Origin of the sequence: Kocuria sp. LHG3120, assembly GCF_049897445.1 — a bacterium.
Lineage (GTDB): Bacteria > Actinomycetota > Actinomycetes > Actinomycetales > Micrococcaceae > Kocuria > Kocuria rosea.
On the sequence record NZ_JAFCWG010000001.1, the window covers coordinates 456,529 to 476,552 of the forward strand.

The window sequence follows — 20,024 nt, forward strand, 5'->3', positions numbered from 1 at the left end:
TCCACCTGCATTGTGGCCGATTGCGGCCCGCCCCGCACCTCGGCGCGGAGTGTGTCGGTCCACCGGGTGGGACGGGCTCACGCGTCGGCGGCGGTCCGGGCCAGCGCGGAGGCGGTTCCGGTGACCCGCGCGAGGACCTCGCGCAGCTCGGCGGGGCCCAGGGCGTCGAGCTCCTCGCGCGGTGTGATCCGGACCCGGTCGAGGGCGGCGGCGGGCAGCCCGAGGTCCCGCCACACGGACCACACGTCCGCGGCGAGGGCGCGGGCCGTGCCGCCGGCCGCGGGGACGAGGCCCAGCCACAGCTGCATGCCGTCCTCGACGAGCGCGGCGAGCGGCTCCCAGTCGTGGACGGTGCCGGCGGGGGCCGGGACCTGCACGGCGTCCGCGCCGGTCTCCCGGGCGAGCCGGGGGTCGACCCCGGGCGGCAGCCGCAGGGTGACGCCGGCGGCGCCGGCCGACCGGCAGGCCTCGACGACGGCGGTGAGCGAGCGCCGTGCCTCCGCGGCGGGGACCGCGCGCAGCGTCCGGTAGCCGCTCATCGTGGGCAGGCCGCCCGCGAGCACCCGGGCGAGCTCGGGCTCGTCCAGCTGGACGAGGACGTCCCGACCGGGGGCCGCGGCGCGCACCGCGCGGACGTGCTCGAGGACGCCGGAGGCCAGGGAGTCCGCGATGTCGCGGCGGGCGCCGTGGTCCTTGAGCGCCCGCTCCCCCGCGTGCAGGTGGAGCCGGGCGGCCAGGCTGAGCGGGCCGACGAGCTGGGTCTTGACCGGGGCGTCGTCGGGGCCGCTCTCGGCGCCGATCACGTCGGCGAGCACGTTGACGTCGCCGGCCAGCAGCGCCCGGGCGGACCGGGAGTCCTTGCCGGGCACCCCGGAGACGCGCAGCCCGTGGGGCTGCCGGTCCGCGTACAGGTCGTCGAGCACCGCGGCGGTGCGGGCCACGGGGTCGGCGGCCGCACCGCGGGCGGGCAGGACGGGCAGGAACGAGATGTGCGGGGCCCCGAGCTCGCCGCGCAGCAGCGTGACGGACTCGACGACGTCCGTGCCCGGCATCGCGCCGAGGGCCGTGCCCACGACGCCGGGGACGTCGGGGTCGGTGCGCCGGGGGCCGGGCGGGGCGCTGCGGGTCACGGGCGGTCGTCGTCCTGCCGCCGGTGGTCCTCGGAGAGGGCCACGTGGTGGCGGATGACCTCGCTGATGATGAAGTTCAGGAACTTCTCCGCGAACTCGGGGTCGAGCTGCGCGGAGGCCGCGAGCGCCCGGAGGCGGCCGATCTGGGCGGCCTCGCGGTCCGGGTCGCCGGCGGGCAGGCCGTGGGTCGCCTTGAGGACGCCGACGCGCTGGGTCGCCTTGAACCGCTCGGCGAGCAGGTGCACCAGGGCCGCGTCGATGTTGTCGATGGTGCCGCGGATGGACTGCAGCTCGGCGAGCACGCGGGGGTCGGCCTGCTCCTGGAGCGAGGACGCGGTGGCGTCGAAGTCCTGGTGGGCCCGGACGTCGGCGGAGGCGTGGGGGTGCGGTGCGGTCATGGCCGCCAGTCTATCGGGCGGGATCGGGCCGGCCCGCACCACCCGGGACGTCGGGGCGGGCCAGCGAGTGGGCGCGGTCGACCGTGGCCTGGCCGAGGACCCGGGTGCCCTGGTAGAGCACGACCGACTGTCCGGGGGCCACGCCGCGCATCGGCTCCTCGAGCCGGACCACGAGCTCGGGCAGCGGGCCGCCGTCCCCCTCGACGAGCTCGAGATGGGCCCGGGCGGGGACGGGGTCCCCGTGCGCCCGGACCTGGGCGAGGACGGGGAACGGGGCCGACGCCGCCCCGGCCGCGGCCCCGGGCCGCAGGAGCGGCGCCGCCTCGGGCACGGGCGCCCCGGCCCAGGAGGGGCGGATCCCGCGCAGCTCGTCGACCGCCAGCATCGCCTGCGGGCCCACCACGACCTCGTTGGTCCGCGGCCGGATCTCCAGGACGAAGCGCGGCTTGCCGTCGGGGGCCGGGGTGCCGATGCGCAGGCCCTTGCGCTGGCCCACCGTGAACGCGTTGGCGCCGGAGTGGGTGCCGACCACGTTGCCCTCGACGTCCTTGATCTCGCCCTCGGTCATCTCGATGCGCTCCGCGAGCCAGCCGCGGGTGTCGCCGTCGGGGATGAAGCAGATGTCGTGGGAGTCGGGCTTGCTCGCCACGGACAGCCCGCGGCGGGCGGCCTCGGCCCGCACCTCGGCCTTGGACGGGGTGTCGGCCAGCGGGAGCAGCACGTGCTCGAGCTGCTCGGCCGTGAGGACGCCGAGGACGTAGGACTGGTCCTTCGCCCAGTCCGCCGCGCGGTGCAGCTCCCGGCCGCCGGCGGGGTCCTCGACCACCTTGGCGTAGTGCCCGGTGCACACGGCGTCGAAGCCCAGGGCGAGGGCCTTCTCGAGCAGGGCGGCGAACTTGATCTTCTCGTTGCACCGCAGGCACGGGTTGGGCGTGCGTCCGGCCGCGTACTCCGCGACGAAGTCGTCGACGACGTCGGCCTGGAAGCGCTCGGAGAAGTCCCACACGTAGTACGGGATGCCCAGGACGTCGGCGGCGCGCCAGGCGTCCCGGGAGTCCTCGATCGTGCAGCAGCCCCGGGAACCGGTGCGCAGGGTGCCGGGCGTGCGCGAGAGGGCCAGGTGCACGCCCGTCACGTCGTGGCCGGCGTCGACGGCGCGGGCCGCCGCCACGGCCGAGTCGACGCCGCCGCTCATGGCTGCCAGTACTCGCACGGTGAGATCGTCTCCAGGGGTCGGGGTCGGGGTCCGTGGCGTCAACGGGGCGCGGCCGGCCGGTATTCCCCGGCCCCGCACCGGCGGGTCCCGCGGTCCCCGCCGGTGCGGGATCGGAGCGGCGCGGGATCGGACCGGCGCGGGGTCGACCGGTGCGGGCTCAGACGGGCGCCGCGCCGGAGAGCCCGGCGCGCAGTGCCCGCCGGTGGACCTCGGGCAGCGCGGCGAGCAGGGCGTCGACGTCGGCGCCCGTGCTCGTGCGGCCCAGGCTGAAGCGCTGCGCACCGCGCGCGGTGGCCTCGTCCAGGCCCATGGCCAGCAGCACGGAGGACGCGCGGGGCACCCCGGCGTGGCAGGCCGAGCCGGTGGAGGAGGCGATCCCGGCGCCGTCCAGCAGGAACAGGAGGGAGTCGCCCTCGCACCCGGGGAAGGTGAAGTGGGCGTTGCCGGGCAGCCGGGCGCCCGTGTGCTCCCGGTCCTCCGGTCCGCGCAGCACGGCGTCCGGCACGATCCGGCGCACGCCCTCCACCAGCCGGTCGCGCAGGCCCGCGAGCCGCTCCTGCTCGGTCTCCCGCTCCGCGGCGGCCTCACGGGCCGCCACCCCGAAGCCGGCGAGCGCGGCGGCGTCGAGGGTGCCGGAGCGCACCGTGCGCTCCTGCCCGCCCCCGTGCTGGACGGGCGCCAGCCCCACCGTGCGCCCGGCCACGAGGGCCCCGGCGCCCACCGGTCCGCCCACCTTGTGGGCCGAGACGGCCAGCGTGGTGAGCCCGGGCAGGTGCGCGTCGACGGGCAGCGCGCCGAAGGCCTGCACGGCGTCGCAGTGGAAGGGGACCCCGAACTCCTCCGCGAGGGCGGCGATCTCCGCGACGGGCTGGACGGTGCCCACTTCGTTGTTGGCCCACATGACGGCCAGCAGCGCGGTGGCGCCCGGGTCGCGGGCCAGTTCCTCCCGCACGGCGGCCGGGTCCACGCGGCCGGCCGCGTCGACGGGCAGCCAGACGGCCTCGGCGCCCTCGTGGGCGGCCAGCCACTCGACGGTGTCGGACACCGCGGCGTGCTCCACCGCGGAGACGAGGACGCGGCGGCGGCGGGGGTCCTGCTCGCGCCGGTGCCGGTACAGGCCCTGGACGGCCAGGTTGTCGGCCTCGGTGCCCCCGGAGGTGAAGACCACCTCGACGGGCTCCGCGCCCAGGGCCGCGGCGACGTCCTCGCGGGCCTGCTCGACGACGGCGCGCGCCGCGCGGCCGGGGCGGTGCAGCGAGGACGGGTTGCCGCCGCGGGCCAGCTGCTCGGCGACCGCGGCGAGCGCGGAGGGCCGGAGGGGCGCGGTGGCGGCGTGGTCGAGGTAGACGGGCTCGTGCGGCACGGACTCCAGTCTAGGGCCCCGGCCCGGGCGTGCGTCCGGCGTCCGTAGACTGGCGGTCATGCTCCGCATCCTCTTCCACACCCCCGAGATCCCGGGCAACACCGGCAACGCGATCCGCCTCGCCGCGGTCACCGGGGCCGAGCTGCACCTCGTGGAGCCGCTGGGCTTCGACTTCGGCTCCGCGCACCTGCGCCGGGCCGGCCTCGACTACCACGACCTCGCGGTGCTGACCGTCCACCCGGACCTGGACGCGGCCTGGGCCGCCCTGGCCCCGGAACGGGTCTGGGCGTTCACCACCGACGGCGAGGTCTCGCACACGGACGTGGCCTACCGCCCCGGGGACGTGCTGCTGTTCGGACCCGAGTCGGTGGGCCTGCCCGCCGCGGTGAAGGCTGACCCGCACGTCACCGCGCGGGTCCGCATCCCCATGCTGCCGGCCCGGAGGTCGCTGAACCTCGCGAACTCGGCGTCCATCGCCGTCTACGAGGCCTGGCGCCAGCTGGGCTTCGCGGGCGCCGGGAGCTAGCCCCGGCGACCGGCCGCCCGCCGGGGCCCGCCGCTCACTGCTGCTCCTCGGCGTCCCCGACCGTCACGTCCGCGGTGCGCTCCTCGCCGTCCCGCACGAACGTCATCGTCCCGGTCCCACCGGCGGGCAGCTCACGCACGGCCGCCGTCAGGGAGCTCGCGTCCTGGATGCGGTGGCCGTCGAACTCCGTGATCACGTCGCCCACCTCCAGTCCGGCCTCGTCGGCCGGCGAGCCGGGCACGACCTGCTCCACCGCGGCGCCGTCGGAGAAGGCCCGGCTCCGGCCGTCCGCGCCCGGGGCGGCGCTCACGCTCGTGCCGAGGTAGCCGTGCGTGGCCCGGCCGTTGTTGATGATCTCCACGGCCACCCGCTGGGCGGTGTCGACGGGGATCGAGAAGCCCACGCCGATGTTGCCGGCCTCCGTGCCGGAACCGGCCGAGGCGATGGCCACGTTGATCCCGATCACCTCGCCGTCCGTGTCGATCAGCGGCCCGCCGGAGTTGCCGGGGTTGATGGCCGCGTCGGTCTGGATCACGTTGAGGAACACCGACGGCGAGGATCCCTGCGAGCGGCCGCCGGAGCCGCCGTCCTCGTCGGGGAAGTTGAAGAAGAAGTCGTTGCCGCCGCCCTGCTCCTCGCCCTCGCCGTCGCCCTCCGACGGCGTGGACGGCGCGGCGGAGGAGGCCACCGTGATGGTCCGGTTGAGGGTGGAGACGATCCCGTCGGTCACCGTGCCCGCGAGGCCCAGCGGCGCGCCGATCGCGATGGCCGTGTCGCCCACGTTCACGTCGTCCAGGGAGCCCAGGGTCGCCGGGGTCAGCCCCTGGGCGTCGACCTTGAGCACCGCGAGGTCGGACAGCGGGTCGGTGCCGACCACCTCGGCCGGCAGCACCCTGCCGTCGTCGAGCTGCACCTCGAGGGAGGGGCTGCTCGTGGTCCCGTCGAGGGTCACCACGTGCGTGTTGGTGAGGATGTGGCCCTCGTCGTCGATGATCACCCCCGAGCCGGAGCCGTTCTGACCGCCGCCGGACGCGGAGATCGTCACCACGGACGGGGACGCCTTCACGGCCGCCGCGGTGACCGCGTTCACCTCGTCCTGGTCGTTGACGATGACCGAGCTGGACGTCGACCCGCCCGCCGCCGGTGCCGCGCCGCCGCCGTCCAGCAGGGCGTCCGTCCCGACGGCCGCCCCCGCCCCCACCAGTGCGGCCAGGACCATGCCCGTCACGAGCGATCCCCCCGAGAAGCGCCGCCGCTCCCGGCGGCCCCCGGTGCCGCTCCCGGTGCCGTTCCCCCACGGGTGCCGGGCGGCGGGGTCCCCGGCGCCCTGCCACGCCCCGGCGTAGGGGCCCGCGTCCTGGCCGCCGGCCTGCGGTGCCCCGTGGCCGGCGCGCGCGTCCTGCTCGGCGCCGGACGCCCACGGGTCGTGGGCCGGACGGCCGTAGACGGGCGGGAGGGGCTGTGTGAGCTGTGGATCGGCACCGTACCGCGGGTCGCGGGGCTCGGACATGGGGGTCTCCTCCTGGAAACGGACGGGCCCGGCGGTCCCCGGTGCGGACGGGGTGGCACGGGCGGCTCTGTCCCCAAGTATCCACGTCCGCACTGAGACGACGCTGAGAGCCCTGGCCGTTCCCCGGGCGCCGCCCGGACGGCGGCCGGGGACCGCCGGGGCCCGCCCGCAGGTCATCAGCCGCCTTGTGGTTTCGCCCTGCGCGTAGGTCCGGCGCCGATCGCCACGCCGTGACGCCCTCGCCCTAGAATCGGGAGCACCGACCACGTGAGGGAGATCATGCACTGGCGCCCCATTGCCCGCCGGACCGCCGCCGGCTGCGGCCTGACGCTCGCCCTGTTCGTACCCGCGGGAGCGGCTCTCGCCCAGCCGCCCGTCGACGTGCCCCCGGGCGAGCGGATCGTCGACGAGTCCGGGGTGCTGGAGGATCCCTCCGCGCTGGCCGCGGACGTGCGCGAGCTCGCCACCCAGGAGGGGATCACCCTCACCGCCGTGTTCGTCGACACCTTCACCGACCCCTCGGATCCCGACGAGTGGCTGCAGGAGTTCGCCGAGCTCAACGGGCTCGGCAGCTCGGACGCGGTGCTGGTCGTCGCCACGGAGGACCGGCAGCAGCGCTTCTCCGCATACTCCACGGGGCCCCTCAGCACCGAGCAGCAGGAGCGCATCAACCGGCAGTTCATCACCCCGGCGCTCGCGGCCGACGACTGGGACGGCGCGGTCGAGGGGGCCGTCGAGGGCATCGAGACCGAGCTCTCCGGCGCCCCCGCCGGGACCGGGGAGAGCTCGGACGGGGGCGGCGCGGGCTTCGGCCTGCTCGGTCTCGGGGCGCTCGGCCTCGGCGGGCTCGCCGTCTACGGCATGGCCTCCCGCAACAAGAAGCGCCGGCAGCAGGGGTCCGCCCCGCAGGGCGGGCCCGGCGGCCGGGGCGCTCCGCAGGGTCCCGCCGGCCCCTACCAGGAGGTCCCGGTGCCGGAGCTGCGCAAGCGGGCCGGGGAGCTGCTGGTGTCCACCGACAACGCCATCCAGCACTCCGAGCAGGAGCTGGCCTTCGCCCAGCTGCAGTACGGGGACGAGCAGGTCGAGCCGTTCCGCCGCGCCGTCCAGGACGCCAAGAAGCACATGCAGGCCTCCTTCGCCCTCCAGCAGCAGCTCGAGGACCACATCCCCGACACCGAGGAGCAGCAGCGCGCCTGGCTCGGCGAGATCATCGCCCGCTCCCAGGACGCCCAGCGCCCGCTCCAGGAGCACCAGGAGGCGTTCAGCTCGCTGCGCCAGCTGGAGTCCCGCGCCCCGCAGGCGCTCGAGGAGGTGCGGCGCCAGGCCGAGGCCGTGCGCCCCCGCTTCGGCACGGCCGACGCCCGGCTGCGGGAGCTCACCGCCCGCTACAACGACACGGCGCTCGCCCCCGTCAAGGACAACATCGACCAGGCCCGGGACCGGCTCGACTTCGTGGACACCGCCGTGGAGGAGGCCCGCACCGACCTCGCCGCCGGGCGCACGAGCGACGCCGTGCTGGACATCCGCGCCGCCGAGGAGGGCGTGGGGCAGGCCGGGGGCCTGCTCGACGCCGTGGAGCACGCGGCCACCGAGCTCGCCCACGCCGAGGAGTCCCTCAAGGACGCCGTGACCATCGCCCAGCGGGACGTCGCCGAGGCGGACGCCCTCGTCCGGCGCGGCTCCAACCCGGAGCTCGCCGGGGCGGTCGCCGGCGTCGGCGCCGTCCTGCGCACCGTCGAGGAGCAGATGGGCGCGGGACGGATCGACCCGCTCGGCCTGAGCCGGCGTCTGGCCGTGGCCAAGGACGAGCTCGACAAGGGGCTCGCGTCGGTGCGCTCCCAGAACGACCGGGACCGCTCCGCGCGGGAGACCCTCGCCCACACCCTCGTCTCCGCGCAGGCGCAGCTGAGCTCGGCGAGCGAGTACATCTGGGCCCGCCGCGGCGGTGTCGGCCCGGAGGCCCGCACCCGCCTCGCGGAGGCCGAGCGCTACCTGGAGGCCGCCCAGCAGGCCCGGAAGTCGGACCCCTCCGAGGCGCTGACCTGCGCCAACGAGGCCGTCCGGCTCGCCGGCGAGGCCCAGTACATCGCCCAGCAGGACGTCGACTCCTTCTCCTACGGCGGCTTCGGCACGCCCGTGGGGATGGGCGGCCACCGGGGCCGCTCCAACAGCGGTCTGGGCGGCGCGATGCTCGGCGGCATCCTCCTCGGCTCGATCCTCAACGGCGGCGGAGGCTTCGGCGGTGGCGGCGGAGGCTTCGGCGGCAGCTTCGGCGGCGGGTTCGGCGGTGGCGGCGGAGGCTTCGGCGGCGGCATCGGCGGCAGCTTCTGATCCGCGCCGACGGGCGCCCGCCGCCGGACGGGCACCGCGCACCGCCGCCCCTCTGACCCTCGTCCGCCCCGTGACCCCTGACCGACCCACCGTCCCCGACCGACCCATGATCCCGGGAGCCCCTCCCGGGAAGCACCAGAGGAGAGAAGGAACCATGATCAAGCAGTCCATCTTCGGCCGCATCGCCCAGCTCGCGAAGGCCAACATCAACGGCATGATCGACGCCGCCGAGGACCCCCAGCTCATGCTGGACCAGATGGTGCGCGACTACACCGAGAACATCCGCGAGGCCGAGGCCGCCGTCGCGCAGACCATCGGCAGCCTGCGCCTGCTCGAGCAGGACCACGCGGAGGACGTGCGCGAGTCCCAGGAGTGGGGCAACAAGGCCCTCGCGGCCTCGAACAAGGCCGAGGAGTACCGGGGCGCCGGCAAGTCCTCCGAGGCCGAGAAGTTCGACAACCTCGCCAAGGTCGCCCTCCAGCGCCAGATCCAGTACGAGACGGAGGCGCGCGGCGCCGAACCGCAGATCCAGTCCCAGACCCAGGTCGTGGAGAAGCTCAAGGACGGGCTCAACAAGATGCGGGGCAAGCTCCAGGAGCTGTCCAACAAGCGGGACGAGCTCAACGCCCGGCAGAAGACCGCGCAGGCGCAGTCGCAGGTCCAGGACGCGCTCAAGGCCTTCGACGTGCTCGACCCGACGAGCGAGGTCTCCCGCTTCGAGGACAAGATCCGCCGCGAGGAGGCCCGTGTCCTGGGCCAGCAGGAGCTCGCCGCGTCCTCCCTGGACGCGCAGTTCGAGTCCCTCGAGTCCCTGGGCCAGCAGTCGGAGATCGAGGCCCGGCTCGCCGCCCTGAAGTCCCGCAACGCCGAGCGGATCGTCTCCTCCGAAGAGGTCTGACCCCGCCCCGTCCCCGGGCACGGAGGAGCCCCCACGGCCGCGGCCGTGGGGGCTCCTTCCCGCCCGGGGTCCTCCGGGCAAGGCGAAGGCCCCCGGACCGTGACGGTCCGGGGGCCTTCTGTGGTTGCGGGGGCAAGATTTGAACTTGCGACCTCTGGGTTATGAGCCCAGCGAGCTACCGAACTGCTCCACCCCGCGGCGACATGTATGACTATACGTGCCGCGGGGTGGACCCGCAAATCGGCTACTCGGCGGGCTGCTCGGCCGGCTCCTCGGGGGCCAGGGCGCCCTCCGCCTCGGGGGCGACGACGCCGTCCGCCTCGAGCGCCCGCTGGATGGCGTCCTGCAGCCGCTGCTGGGCCTCGCCGTAGGACGTCCAGTCGCCGTCCTGCAGGGCCTCCTCGGACTCCTGGATCGCCTGGTTGGCGTCGCTGAGGGCGTCCTCGAGGCTGGCGCCGCCGGACGGGGCCTCGGCCCCGTCCTCGCCGGCGCCGTCCGGGCTCCCGGCCTCCGCCTCGTCGACGCCCGCACCGGACGACGTCTGGGCCCCGGAGTCGCCCTGGAAGACCTCGTCGAGGGCCTCCTCGAGGGTCGGCGCGAAGCCCACCTCCTCGCCGAAGCCGACGAGCACGCGCCGCAGCGTCGGGTACGCGGCGTCGCCCGAGGACTGGACGTAGACGGGCTGCACGTAGAGCATGCCGCCGCCCGCGGGCAGGGTGAGCAGGTTGCCGTTGATCACCTCGGAGGCGCCCTGGCGGAGCAGGTTCAGCTCCGTGGAGACGTCCGTGTCCGAGTTGAACAGGTTCTGCGCCTGGCCGGGGCCGGGCACCACGGAGGAGCGCGGCAGCTCCAGGAGGCGCAGCGTCCCGTACTCGTCGCTCTTCACGCCGTCCTCGCCGGTGCCGGCGTCGGAGTTGGCGGAGAGGTACCCGTACATCACGTTGCGGGTGTTGCCCGTCTCCGACTGCTGCGGGATGAAGGAGGTGGTGAGCGAGAAGTTGGCCTCCTCCTCACCGGGCATCCGCATCGACAGGTAGTACGGGGGCAGCGCCACGTCCGAGTCCTGCGTCGGGTCGTTGGGCACGGACCACACGTCGTCGTTCTGGTAGAAGCTGCCGGAGTCCGTGACGTGGTAGCGGTTGAGCAGCTCCCGCTGGACCTTGAACATGTCCTGCGGGTAGCGCACGTGCGCCATGAGCTCCGCCGACATCTCGGAGTAGGGCTTGAGCGTGCTCGGGAAGACGTTCTGCCACGCCTTCAGCACCGGGTCCTGGTCGTCCCACGCGTACAGGTTCACCGAGCCGTCGTAGGCGTTGACCGTGGCCTTGACCGAGTTGCGGATGTAGTTGACCCGCTCCGGCGGCAGGGCCGCCGCGGCGCCCTGGGCGGTCTGCGTGTCCTGCGTCGCCTCCTGCAGCACCGACGGCGTCGAGTACGGGAAGGCGTCCGAGGTGGTGTAGGCGTCCACGATCCACTGGACCTGACCGTCGATGATGGCCGGGTACGGGGCGCCGTCGACCGTCAGGTACGGGGCGACCTTCTCGATCCGCTCGCGCGGGTCCCGGTCGTAGAGGATCTGCGACTCCGGGCGCACGGCGTCCGAGAGCAGCATGTCCGAGGACTGGAACTTGATGCCGTAGGCGAGCCGGTTGAAGAAGTTGCCGATGCTGGGCCCGCCGTTGCCGGCGAACGTCGTCTTGGCGTCGCCGGCCTCGTCACCGGCCGTCTGCGGACGGTCCAGCTCGAGGGGCTCGTCGCCCTCGGCGCCGCCCACGATGGAGTACAGCGGGGAGTTCTCGCCGAAGTAGATGCGCGGCTCGTAGTCGTCCGAGATCACGCCCCGGGACGGGATGCCGGACTGCATGAACTGCGGCTTGCCGTCCACCTCGACCCGGTTGCCGTAGGCGGCGACCACGCCGTAGCCGTGGGTGTAGACCACGTGCTGGTTGAACCACCCCTGGTTCTGGTCGGGGTTCAGCTCACGCGTGGCGATGACGGTGTCCTGGACCTCGCCGTCGATCTCGTAGCGGTCCACGTTGAGGGTGTCCGGGAACTGGTAGTAGGGGCGGAACTGCTGCAGCTGCGAGAACGCCGCCGAGACCACGTTGGGGTCCAGCAGGCGGATGTTCGAGGTGGTCTCGGTGTCCTGGCGCAGGGCGCCCTGCTCGGTCTCCGTGGTGGCGTCGTACGGCATGACCTCGGCCGCGTCCAGCCCGTAGGCCGACCGGGTGAGGTCGATGTTGCGCTGGATGTACTGGCTCTCCAGGGCCTGCTCGGTGGGCGTGACCTGGAAGCGCTGGACGATCCACGGGTAGATCCCGCCTGCCACGACCGCGACCACGAGCAGCATGGCGGTGCCGATGATCGGCAGCCGCCAGCGGCCGATGAAGGACGCGACGACGAAGAGGATCGCGACGATCAGCGCGGCCGCCGCCAGGATCGCCTTGGTGGGGATCACGGCGTTGACGTCGGTGTACAGCGCGCCGGTCCACGTCCCGGACGTGGACTGCAGCGTGGAGTACCGGTCCAGCCAGAAGTTCGCGGCCTGGAGCAGCAGGAACAGCGCGGCCAGCACCCCCAGGTGCACACGGGACGCCCGGGTGGTGCTGAGCCCCCGCTCGGTGATCCGGATGCCGCCGTAGACGTAGTGCATCAGGATCCCCGCCACGCCGGCCAGCAGGATCGCCGAGACCAGGAACCCGATGAGGAAGCGCAGGAACGGGAGGGTGAAGACGTAGAAGCCGATGTCGAGGCCGAACTGCGGGTCCTCCTGGCCGAACGGCTCCTGGTTGAGGAACAGCAGCACGGTGTCCCACTGGGTCATCGCCGTGCTCGCCGCGAAGAGCCCGAAGAGCACGGGCACCACCACGATGACGATCTTGCGGACCGGCTCGAGGGCCTCCTGGTAGCGGCGCAGGTTGTCGTCCACGATGGACTCGGCCGTGATGGGCCGGCTGCGGTAGGCGAGGAAGAGGCTGGCGAACATCAGCGCCGCCACGAGCACGGCGGCGACCACGAAGATCACGATCTTCGTGACGTTCTCGGTGACGAACACGCTGAGGTAGCCCAGCTGGTCGTACCACAGCACGTCCGTGTAGAGCTGCGTCAGTCCCACGAAGGCGGCCACGAGGACCAGGACGACCACGACCGTCGGCCACAGCGCACCCCGTTTCCGCCGCTGTCCTGCTGGCTGCTGCCTCGGTGGTCGGGGGGCTGTGGGTCCGGCGGTCACTGGTTACCTCTGCAATCGGGGTCGTTCGTCAGGTGTGGTGCGTGAAGTCGTGGGGTGCGGCCTGCGTCGAGGAGGAGCGCCGCCGGCGGGTCGCCGGGGCACCCCGTCCATTCTGCCCGCGGGCTTCTCGGGGGTGCAATCGTGCACACGGCGCCCGTCATCGGGCGGCGCACCCCGGCAGCGCGGAGAGGTCCCCGCCGCTCCCGGCGGCCTCGGCGGCGGCCACGGCGTCGTCGAGGGTGCGCACGGACACGACCGTCAGCCCCTCGGGGACGTGGCCCTGCGCCTCGGCGCAGTTGTCCGCCGGGGCGAGGAAGACCTCCGCCCCGGCCGCCGCGGCCCCCTCGAGCTTCTGCCGGATGCCGCCGATGGGCCCCACCTCCCCCTCCGGGGTGATGGTGCCGGTGCCGGCCACGTGCCGGTCCCCGGCGATCGAGCCCGGGGTCATCTCGTCGACGATCCCCAGCGCGAACATCAGCCCCGCGCTGGGCCCGCCGACCTCGTCGAGCTCGAACGCCACGTCGATCGGGAAGTCGTAGGCGGCCAGCAGGAACACGCCGAGCTGCCAGTTCCCCGACGCCTCGTCGCGCACGGTGTCCACCTCGACGTCGCGCGGCGACCCGGCCCGCTCGACCTGCAGGGTGACGCCGCGCTCCCCCGCCGCGTCGAGAGCCGACTTGAGGGACGGCAGCGACGAAACGGGCTCCCCGTCCACGCCGCGCAGGACGTCGCCGTGCTCGAGCACCCCCTCCGCGGGGCCGCCCGGGACCGTGTCCTGCACGGAGAGCCGGGTGCTGAAGTCCTGGCCCAGGTGCGTCAGCGCGGCGGCGACCGAGTCCTCCTGCGAGCTGCTCATCGCCGCCATGCTGTACTGGTCGGCCTCCTCCCCCGACACGTCCCGGGGGTAGAGGGTGTCGGCCGGCACCACGGAGGCGGACGGGTCCAGCCAGGACCCGAGCACGGTGAGCACGTTGACGTTCTTGTTGGGCCCGCCGGTCACGTAGACCGTGGTCAGGTCCAGGACGGAGTCGCTCGGGTAGGTCGGGGCGCCGGAGACCCCCAGCAGCTGCCGGCCGTCGTGCTCCCCCACCGTGTTGAACGTGGGCCCGGGAGCCTCGATCACGAACGGGGCGGGCAGCACCGTCCCGGCCAGCAGCAGCCCGGCGGAGCCCAGCAGCGCCCAGGACTCGAGACCGCGGCGGCGCAGGGCGCGGCGCGGGCGGGGGGATGCGGTCACGGGCGGTCCTCGGCGTCGTCGTCGGAGGGACCGGAGGCTGTGAGGCCGCACGGTCCGGACGGTCCAGCTTATCGCGCGCGACCCGGCCCTGAGCTTCCAGCGAACTGGGAGTTGGCTCATGGTCGGCCCCGTCCGGTGCTCGCTACGCTGGGAGCAGAGACGTCGGGCGCGCCCGTGCCGCCCGATCCCCCGACCCGATCGAAGAACGGTGGACCCATGACTCCCCAGCCTCCCAACGACCGCCCCGGGAACACCCCGGGCGACGACTCCGGCGACGGCCCCAAGGATCCCTTCCAGGAGATGCTCGAGCGCCTCATGGGGCAGAGCGGGATGAGCCCGGAGGACCTCCAGCGCGCCGGCGTGCCGGTGGACCCCCAGGCGATGTCGATGATGTTCCAGCAGATCCAGTCCATGATGGGCGCCGGGGAGTCCGAGGGACCGGTCAACTGGAAGCTCGCCCACGACCACGCGCGGCAGATCGCCGCCGCCGACGGCGACCCGTCGGTGACCCCCGCCCAGCGCGGCGCGGTCGAGGACGCGATGCGCCTCGCCGAGCTGTGGCTGGCCGACCACACCGAGTTCGGCCAGACCTCGATCCGGCCCCAGGCGTGGTCCCGCGCGGAGTGGATCGAGGCCACCCAGGAGACCTGGAAGGACATGACGGGCCCGGTCGCGGAGTCCGTGACGAAGGCGCTCACCGACGCCCTCACCCAGCAGCTGCCCCCCGAGCTGTCCGCCATGATGGGCGGGGCCTCGGGGATGCTCGCGGGCGCCGGCGGGATGCTGTTCGGAATCCAGCTGGGCCAGGCCATCGGCGGCCTGTCCCGCGAGGTGCTGTGCTCCACCGACATCGGCCTCCCGCTCGCGGAGGGCCGCTCCGGGCTGCTGCCCGCCAGCATCAGGGCGTTCGGCGAGGGCCTGGACATCCCCGCGCAGGAGATCATGCTCTACGTCGCCGTGCGGGAGGCGGCGCACGTCCGGCTGTTCGCGGCGAACCCGTGGCTGCGCCAGCACATCCTGGACCTCGTCAAGCGCTTCTCCGCGGGGATCCACATCGACATGTCCCGCATCGAGGAGGCCGCCCGGGACATCGACCCGATGGATCCCTCGAGCATGCAGGAGGCCCTGTCCTCCGGGATCTTCGCCCCGCAGCAGACCCCGGACCAGGAGGTCACCCTCAAGCGGCTCGAGACGGTGCTCGCCCTCGTGGAGGGCTGGGTGCACGTGGTCACCGTCGCCTCGACCGCCAACCTGCCCTCCGGGGAGGCCCTGTCCGAGACCGTCCGGCGGCGCCGCGCCGCCGGCGGGCCCGCCGAGCACGCGTTCGGCTCCCTCGTGGGGCTCGAGCTGCGCCCGCGCCGGCTGCGCGAGGCCGCGCAGTTCTGGGAGTACGTCGGCGAGCGCCGGGGGGTGGAGGACCGGGACGGCCTGTGGGACGCCGCGGAGCTGCTGCCCACCGACGAGGACCTGGACGACCCCGCGGGCTTCACCGAGCGCCGCGGGCTGCTCACCGCGTCCGAGGACGAGGTCGACGCCGCGCTCCAGCGGCTGCTCTCGGGCGGCTACGAGGGCCCCGACGGCGGGCCCGGCGCGGACGGCGGTCCGGCCACGGACCCTGCTCCCGGCGCGGACGGCGGTCCCGGGCGGCCGGAGGACGACGGGCCTCAGGACGGGGACGGCTCCCGCTGATCCGCGCCGGCGCGTCCTGCGTGCCGGTGCGCCCACGCGGCGCCGTCCAGGAACGCCCGGGCCTTCTCGGCGAGGGGGTAGCGGGCCTCGAGCTCCCGGAACCGGGGACTGTGGTCGGCCTCGAGCAGGTGCGCGAGCTCGTGCACCAGCACGAAGTCGAGCACCCACTCCGGGGCCTGCTGGAGCTGCGCCGAGATCCGGATGACGCCGGTGGCCGGCGTCGCGGAGCCCCACCGGGTGTGCTGCCGCCCGGACCACCGCACGTCCGAGGGCCGGGCCCGGCCGTCGAGGTGTCGCCGCGACAGCTCGTGGGCGCGCTGCAGGAGGTGGTCGTCGGAGCGCCGGTCGGCGCCCTTGGCCGCCTCGCGGCGCCGGCGCTCCACGACCCGGGGCACCAGCTCGCGGGTCCAGTGCTCGATCTCCCGCCGGGTGGCCGTCTGGGGGACCGAGAGCACCACCGTGTCCTCGCTCCAGTGGGCGGACACGGTCTTGCGCCGGCGGGCGGAGCGGCGCACGACGACCTCGGGCTGCGACGGTACGGGCATGGGGCCATTGAACACGCCGCGGGCACGGGCCGCGAAACGCCGGCCCGCGCCCATGTGCACGGCGCTCCGCCGTGCACTGTGGACGACCCGCCGGCGGGCGCGCCGCGGGCACGGTCCGGGCGAGAGTGACGACGTCCCGCCCGCGCGTCCCGGAAGGCGTCCCGTGCCCACCACTCCGTTCCCCGGCCCTCCTCAGGGTTCCCCGCACGACCCGGACCTGCGCCTGTCCTGTCTCGAGCGGCCCCGTCCGGACGAGGTGCACGTCCTGCTCCTGGGCCTGGACGGTCTCGCGGCGGCGCTGGCCGTGCGCCTGCTGCGCTGCGGCGTGCTCGGGCTCAACGTCAGCGACACCGCGCCCGTCGCGGCCGCCGACCTCGGGACCGGCGCGTACCGGCCCGCGGACGTCGGCCGGTCCCGCGAGGCGGCCCTGCGCCGGCGGCTGCGCGAGCTCGACCCCCGGTGCGCCCCCGTCAGCGCGCCGGAGCTGTTCCCCGGGGCGCTGCTGCCGGGCACGGTCGTGGTGCACAGCTCCGGGCGGCCCGCCCCGGACGGCCGGCTCCCGCCCGGAGCGGTGGAAACGGAGGCGTGGGCGGGGATCGACCCCCGCCACCCGGTGGTGTCGCTGCACCACGCCGACGGGGTCCTGCTGCGCTGGCCCACCGTGCCCTGGGCGCACCGGCCCTGCCCGGACTGCGTGCGGGCGACGCTCGAGCACACGCAGCCCCGCACGGCGCCGCACGGCACCGCCGCCGTCCTCGCGGCGTGGGCGGGCGCGGCCCACGCGGAGGCCGTCGCGGTCCGCCTGGCCGTCGAGGTGCTCGCGGTGGCCCTGGACTCGCTGTGCGGCGCCGGGGCCGAGGGGCACGGGCACCGGGAGCAGGGCGGCGCGGGACGCGCCGCCCTCTACGCCCCGCCGTGGCCGGACGCGGTGTCCTGGCCGGAGCCGGACCGGAGCCGGTGCCTGTGCGGGCTCGATCAGGCGTGAGCGCGGGCGCCGCCCGGGCGGGACCGGCGCGGGGCCGGGCGGTCTCCGCCGGTCTCCCGCAGGGCGTCGAGGAAGCGTGAGGGCTTGCGCGTGGGCCGGCCGCCCGGGGTGCGGGACAGGGTCCAGGACAGCACGAGGTGCTCCCGGGCGCGGGTGATGCCCACGTAGAGCAGCCGGCGCTCCTCGTCGATCTCGTCGGCGGTCTCGGCGAAGCCGATCGGCATGAGCCCTTCGCTGAGGCCCGCCAGGAACACGGCGTCCCACTCGAGGCCCTTCGCCGAGTGCAGGGACGCCAGGGTCACCCCGTTCATCACGGGGGCGTCCTGCTGGGCCATGCGCCGCTCGAGCTCCGCGGCGAAGTCGGGGAGCACGAACTGCTCCTCGCGGGCGGCGGCCTCCGCGGCCATCCGGTCCGCGAGGGAGACCAGCGCGGCCAGCGACTCCCACCGCTCGCGCACCGCGCCCGTGGAGCGCGGCGCGCGGTCCGAGTAGCCCAGCGAGGAGAGGATGTCGCGCACCAGGCGCGTGGGCTCGTCCGAGGCCTCGGCGGCCCGCGCCGCCGTGCGCAGCTGCACCACGGCCTGCTTGACCTCCGGCCGGTTGAAGAACCGCTCCGTGCCGCGCAGCTGGAAGCCGATGCCCGCCTCCGCGAGCGCGGTCTCGAAGGCCTGCGACTGCCCGTTGGTGCGGAAGAGGACGGCGATCTCGGACGCGGGCACACCGTCGTCGACCAGGTCCCGGATGCGCGCCGCGGTCCCCGCCGCCTCGGCCTCGTCGTCCGCGTACTCGTTCCAGGACGGGGGCGGCCCGTCCGGGCGCTGCGCCACGAGGCGCAGCGGCGTGGCCCAGGCGCCGGGGGTCGAGCCCCGCGCCGGCCGGCGGGCCGCGAGCAGACGATTGGCGGTCTCCACGACCTGCGGGGTGGAGCGGTAGTCGCGCACGAGCTCGATCACCCGCGCCTGCGGGTGCCGGGCCGGGAACTCGAGCAGGTGCCGGGAGGTGGCCCCGGTGAACGAGTAGATCGTCTGGGAGGCGTCGCCCACCACGCAGACGTCGTCCCGGCCCCCGAGCCAGGCGTCGAGGAGACGCTGCTGCAGCGGGGAGACGTCCTGGTACTCGTCGACCACGAAGTGCCGGTACTGCTCGCGCACGGTCGCGGCGACGCGCTCGTCCTCCTCGAGCACGGCCACCGTGAGCAGCAGGACGTCCTCGAAGTCGATCAGGTGCCGGTCGGTCTTGAGCTCCTCGTAGGACTGGTACAGGCGCTGGACCGTGCGCACGTCGTAGTTCAGCGGCATCTCCCGCCCGGCCGCCCGCGTCGGATAGGTGTCGGGGGTCAGCATCGAGACCTTGGCCCACTCGATCTCGGCGGCGAGGTCCCGCACGGCCGCGCGGTCCGTGGACAGGCGCATGTTCTGCGCGGCCTCGGTGATGAGCCGCGCCTTGTGCTCCACGAGCCCGGGCAGGGGCCCGCCCACGGCCTGGGGCCAGAAGTACTGCAGCTGGCGCAGGGCCGCGGCGTGGAACGTGCGCGTCTGCACCCCGGCGGCCCCGAGCTCGCGCAGCCGGTTGCGCATCTCGTTGGCGGCGCGGGCGGTGAACGTCAGGGCCAGGACCTTCTGCGGGGTGTAGACGCCCGTGGCGATGCCATAGGCGATCCGGTGGGTGATGGCCCGGGTCTTGCCCGTGCCGGCGCCCGCGAGCACGCACACGGGTCCGCGCAGCGTGGTCGCGACCTCCCGCTGCTCGGGGTCCAGGCCGGCGAGGATGCGCTCCTCGAGGGTCGACTCCACGTCCGTGCCGGTCTCGCTGCTGGTCACCACGCGGTCTCCGGCAGGTCCTCGCCGAGCCAGTGCGCGATGAGCGCGTGCGCGATCGAGACCCGCCCGGGCAGGGTCACGGACCCGGTGCGCGCCGCCTCCCGCAGCTGAGCCCGCGTGAACCAGCGCAGCTCCAGGATCTCCTGGCCGTCCGGGACGGCCGCGCCGGAGCGCACCACGGCGCGGCAGCCGAGCATCAGGGAGCGCGGGAACGGCCAGGGCTGGGAGCCCAGGTACTGCACGTCCCCCACGGTCAGGCCCGCCTCCTCGGCGACCTCGCGGACCACGGCCTGCTCCAGGGACTCCCCCGGCTCCACGAACCCGGCGAGGGTCGAGAACCGGTTGCCCTTCCAGAGCGCGGAGCGGCCGAGCAGCAGCCGCTCCTGGTCGGGGTCGGGGTCGCCGTCACTGACCGCCACGATGATCGCGGGGTCGGTGCGCGGGAAGTGCAGCGACTCGTCGTTGGGGCACCGCCGGGCCCAGCCGGACCGGATCACCTCGGTGGGCTCCCCGCACTGCGGGCACCGGGGGTGGTCCCGGTGCCACAGTCCCACGGACTGGGCGGTGACGAGCAGCGAGGTGTCCCCGGTCGGGAGCACCGGGCCGAGCTCCCGCAGGCCGGCCCAGCGCAGCTCCTCCCCGCCCCGGCCGGAGGCGAACGCGGTGACGGCCGCCACGAGGGGCTCGGGCACCGCGAAGGGCTCCGCCGCGGCGTCCTCGCTCCCGGGCTCGGGGGCGGCGACGGCGCGCAGCAGGACGCGGGGGCCGGGGGCCCCGTCGGCGCCGGGCAGCCGGCCCAGGTAGACCTCCGGCCGGCGCGGGTCGTGGGGCACGGCCGGGAGCTCGGCCGCGGGCACCAGGACCAGGGCGTCCCCGGCCACGGGGGCGAGACCGCCCGCGAGCACGAGCACGAGCGTGGTGGGGTCCTGCGCGGCGAGCACGCGCACGTCGTGGAGCTCACGGTCGACGGCGTCGCGGTCGAAGGCCGTCGCCGCGAACGGCAGGCGGGCCGGCGAGAGACGCTCGGGGGCGGGCACGGGGCGGGAGCCGGAAACGGGCTCGGAAGGGGTGGAGGCGGGCACGTCCCCCACTGTAGCGACCCGGGCGGACCACGGGTCCGGCGGGTGGGGACGGGGACGGCCGC

General features: G+C 74.9%; 15 protein-coding genes and 1 tRNA gene. 5 read left to right on the plus strand and 11 right to left on the minus strand.

Translation table 11 applies throughout. The features are described 5' to 3' along the window. Window positions 1-77: 77 nt before the first annotated feature. The 4 genes from ACP7CD_RS02135 to ACP7CD_RS02150 all read right to left on the minus strand — a co-directional run bounded on the left by ACP7CD_RS02135 (window position 78) and on the right by ACP7CD_RS02150 (window position 4,107). Window positions 78-1,130 carry a hypothetical protein gene (locus ACP7CD_RS02135; RefSeq protein WP_017833622.1) on the minus strand — a complete coding sequence of 351 codons (1,053 nt, stop codon included), beginning with the start codon at window positions 1,128-1,130 and terminating at the stop codon, window positions 78-80. Continuing rightward, on the minus strand, window positions 1,127-1,528 hold the full coding sequence (locus tag ACP7CD_RS02140) for a chorismate mutase (RefSeq protein ID WP_017833621.1): 402 nt from the start codon (window positions 1,526-1,528) through the stop codon (window positions 1,127-1,129). The genes ACP7CD_RS02135 and ACP7CD_RS02140 overlap by 4 nt, the downstream gene beginning before the upstream one ends. A gap of 10 nt (window positions 1,529-1,538) precedes the next feature. Continuing rightward, window positions 1,539-2,741, minus strand: coding sequence for a tRNA 2-thiouridine(34) synthase MnmA (mnmA, locus tag ACP7CD_RS02145; protein ID WP_081615777.1), 1,203 nt, complete (start codon window positions 2,739-2,741; stop codon window positions 1,539-1,541). A 160-nt stretch (window positions 2,742-2,901) separates the two neighbouring features. Further along, window positions 2,902-4,107 carry a cysteine desulfurase family protein gene (locus ACP7CD_RS02150; protein ID WP_095650626.1) on the minus strand — a complete coding sequence of 402 codons (1,206 nt, stop codon included), beginning with the start codon at window positions 4,105-4,107 and terminating at the stop codon, window positions 2,902-2,904. A 58-nt stretch (window positions 4,108-4,165) separates the two neighbouring features. Between ACP7CD_RS02150 and ACP7CD_RS02155 the strand changes: the two genes are divergently transcribed. Then, window positions 4,166-4,633 carry a tRNA (cytidine(34)-2'-O)-methyltransferase gene (locus ACP7CD_RS02155; protein ID WP_017833618.1) on the plus strand — a complete coding sequence of 156 codons (468 nt, stop codon included), beginning with the start codon at window positions 4,166-4,168 and terminating at the stop codon, window positions 4,631-4,633. Window positions 4,634-4,667: 34 nt separating this feature from the next. Here the strand turns inward: ACP7CD_RS02155 and ACP7CD_RS02160 are convergent, their stop codons facing one another. After that, the gene (locus ACP7CD_RS02160; protein ID WP_109243507.1) at window positions 4,668-6,143 is read right to left on the minus strand and encodes a S1C family serine protease; all 1,476 of its coding nucleotides are present in this window, start codon (window positions 6,141-6,143) and stop codon (window positions 4,668-4,670) included. Window positions 6,144-6,422: 279 nt separating this feature from the next. On the opposite strand from ACP7CD_RS02160, the gene ACP7CD_RS02165 reads away from it, so the two are divergent. Both ACP7CD_RS02165 and ACP7CD_RS02170 read left to right on the plus strand, forming a co-directional pair. Beyond that, window positions 6,423-8,474: a TPM domain-containing protein gene (locus tag ACP7CD_RS02165; RefSeq protein ID WP_109268249.1), complete on the plus strand. Its 2,052-nt coding sequence runs from the start codon at window positions 6,423-6,425 to the stop codon at window positions 8,472-8,474. Window positions 8,475-8,628: 154 nt separating this feature from the next. Continuing rightward, complete coding sequence (locus tag ACP7CD_RS02170) at window positions 8,629-9,372, plus strand: PspA/IM30 family protein (protein ID WP_017833616.1); 744 nt, start codon at window positions 8,629-8,631, stop codon at window positions 9,370-9,372. Window positions 9,373-9,493: 121 nt separating this feature from the next. On the opposite strand, the gene ACP7CD_RS02175 is transcribed toward ACP7CD_RS02170, so the two are convergent. From ACP7CD_RS02175 to ACP7CD_RS02185, 3 genes are all read right to left on the minus strand, one after another. Next, window positions 9,494-9,570: transfer RNA gene (locus ACP7CD_RS02175), tRNA-Met, on the minus strand. A gap of 46 nt (window positions 9,571-9,616) precedes the next feature. Next, window positions 9,617-12,604, minus strand: a complete 2,988-nt coding sequence (locus ACP7CD_RS02180; RefSeq protein WP_426118685.1) for a UPF0182 family protein — start codon at window positions 12,602-12,604, stop codon at window positions 9,617-9,619. 157 nt (window positions 12,605-12,761) lie between these two features. Next, window positions 12,762-13,841 (minus strand): YlbL family protein, encoded by a 1,080-nt coding sequence (locus ACP7CD_RS02185; protein WP_017833447.1) that lies wholly within the window; start codon window positions 13,839-13,841, stop codon window positions 12,762-12,764. A gap of 216 nt (window positions 13,842-14,057) precedes the next feature. Between ACP7CD_RS02185 and ACP7CD_RS02190 the strand changes: the two genes are divergently transcribed. Next, window positions 14,058-15,530, plus strand: coding sequence for a zinc-dependent metalloprotease (locus tag ACP7CD_RS02190; protein ID WP_426118687.1), 1,473 nt, complete (start codon window positions 14,058-14,060; stop codon window positions 15,528-15,530). Here ACP7CD_RS02190 and ACP7CD_RS02195 read toward each other — a convergent pair. After that, window positions 15,506-16,075, minus strand: coding sequence for a M48 metallopeptidase family protein (locus tag ACP7CD_RS02195; protein ID WP_035927587.1), 570 nt, complete (start codon window positions 16,073-16,075; stop codon window positions 15,506-15,508). The genes ACP7CD_RS02190 and ACP7CD_RS02195 overlap by 25 nt on opposite strands. A gap of 163 nt (window positions 16,076-16,238) precedes the next feature. Here ACP7CD_RS02195 and ACP7CD_RS02200 point away from each other — a divergent pair, with 163 nt between their 5' ends. Then, window positions 16,239-17,060, plus strand: a complete 822-nt coding sequence (locus ACP7CD_RS02200) for a hypothetical protein (RefSeq protein ID WP_426118689.1) — start codon at window positions 16,239-16,241, stop codon at window positions 17,058-17,060. Here the strand turns inward: ACP7CD_RS02200 and ACP7CD_RS02205 are convergent. Both ACP7CD_RS02205 and nudC read right to left on the minus strand, forming a co-directional pair. Beyond that, the gene (locus ACP7CD_RS02205) at window positions 17,051-18,883 is read right to left on the minus strand and encodes an ATP-dependent helicase (protein WP_017833443.1); all 1,833 of its coding nucleotides are present in this window, start codon (window positions 18,881-18,883) and stop codon (window positions 17,051-17,053) included. The two genes, ACP7CD_RS02200 and ACP7CD_RS02205, sit on opposite strands and share 10 nt — an antisense overlap. Next, a complete protein-coding gene (gene nudC / locus ACP7CD_RS02210) occupies window positions 18,877-19,962 on the minus strand; it encodes an NAD(+) diphosphatase (RefSeq protein ID WP_232035276.1) in 1,086 nt (361 codons plus the stop codon). The genes ACP7CD_RS02205 and nudC overlap by 7 nt, the downstream gene beginning before the upstream one ends. Between the last annotated feature and the right edge of the window lie 62 nt (window positions 19,963-20,024).

What these genes read in the sequence shown, in the direction of transcription:
- ACP7CD_RS02140 (WP_017833621.1), bottom strand. Translation starts at nt 1,528, where the DNA reads ATGACCGCACCGCACCCCCACGCCTCCGCCGACGTCCGGGCCCACCAG.
- ACP7CD_RS02155 (WP_017833618.1), top strand. Translation starts at nt 4,166, where the DNA reads ATGCTCCGCATCCTCTTCCACACCCCCGAGATCCCGGGCAACACCGGC.
- ACP7CD_RS02160 (WP_109243507.1), bottom strand. Translation starts at nt 6,143, where the DNA reads ATGTCCGAGCCCCGCGACCCGCGGTACGGTGCCGATCCACAGCTCACA.
- ACP7CD_RS02165 (WP_109268249.1), top strand. Translation starts at nt 6,423, where the DNA reads ATGCACTGGCGCCCCATTGCCCGCCGGACCGCCGCCGGCTGCGGCCTG.
- ACP7CD_RS02170 (WP_017833616.1), top strand. Translation starts at nt 8,629, where the DNA reads ATGATCAAGCAGTCCATCTTCGGCCGCATCGCCCAGCTCGCGAAGGCC.
- ACP7CD_RS02190 (WP_426118687.1), top strand. Translation starts at nt 14,058, where the DNA reads ATGACTCCCCAGCCTCCCAACGACCGCCCCGGGAACACCCCGGGCGAC.
- ACP7CD_RS02195 (WP_035927587.1), bottom strand. Translation starts at nt 16,075, where the DNA reads ATGCCCGTACCGTCGCAGCCCGAGGTCGTCGTGCGCCGCTCCGCCCGC.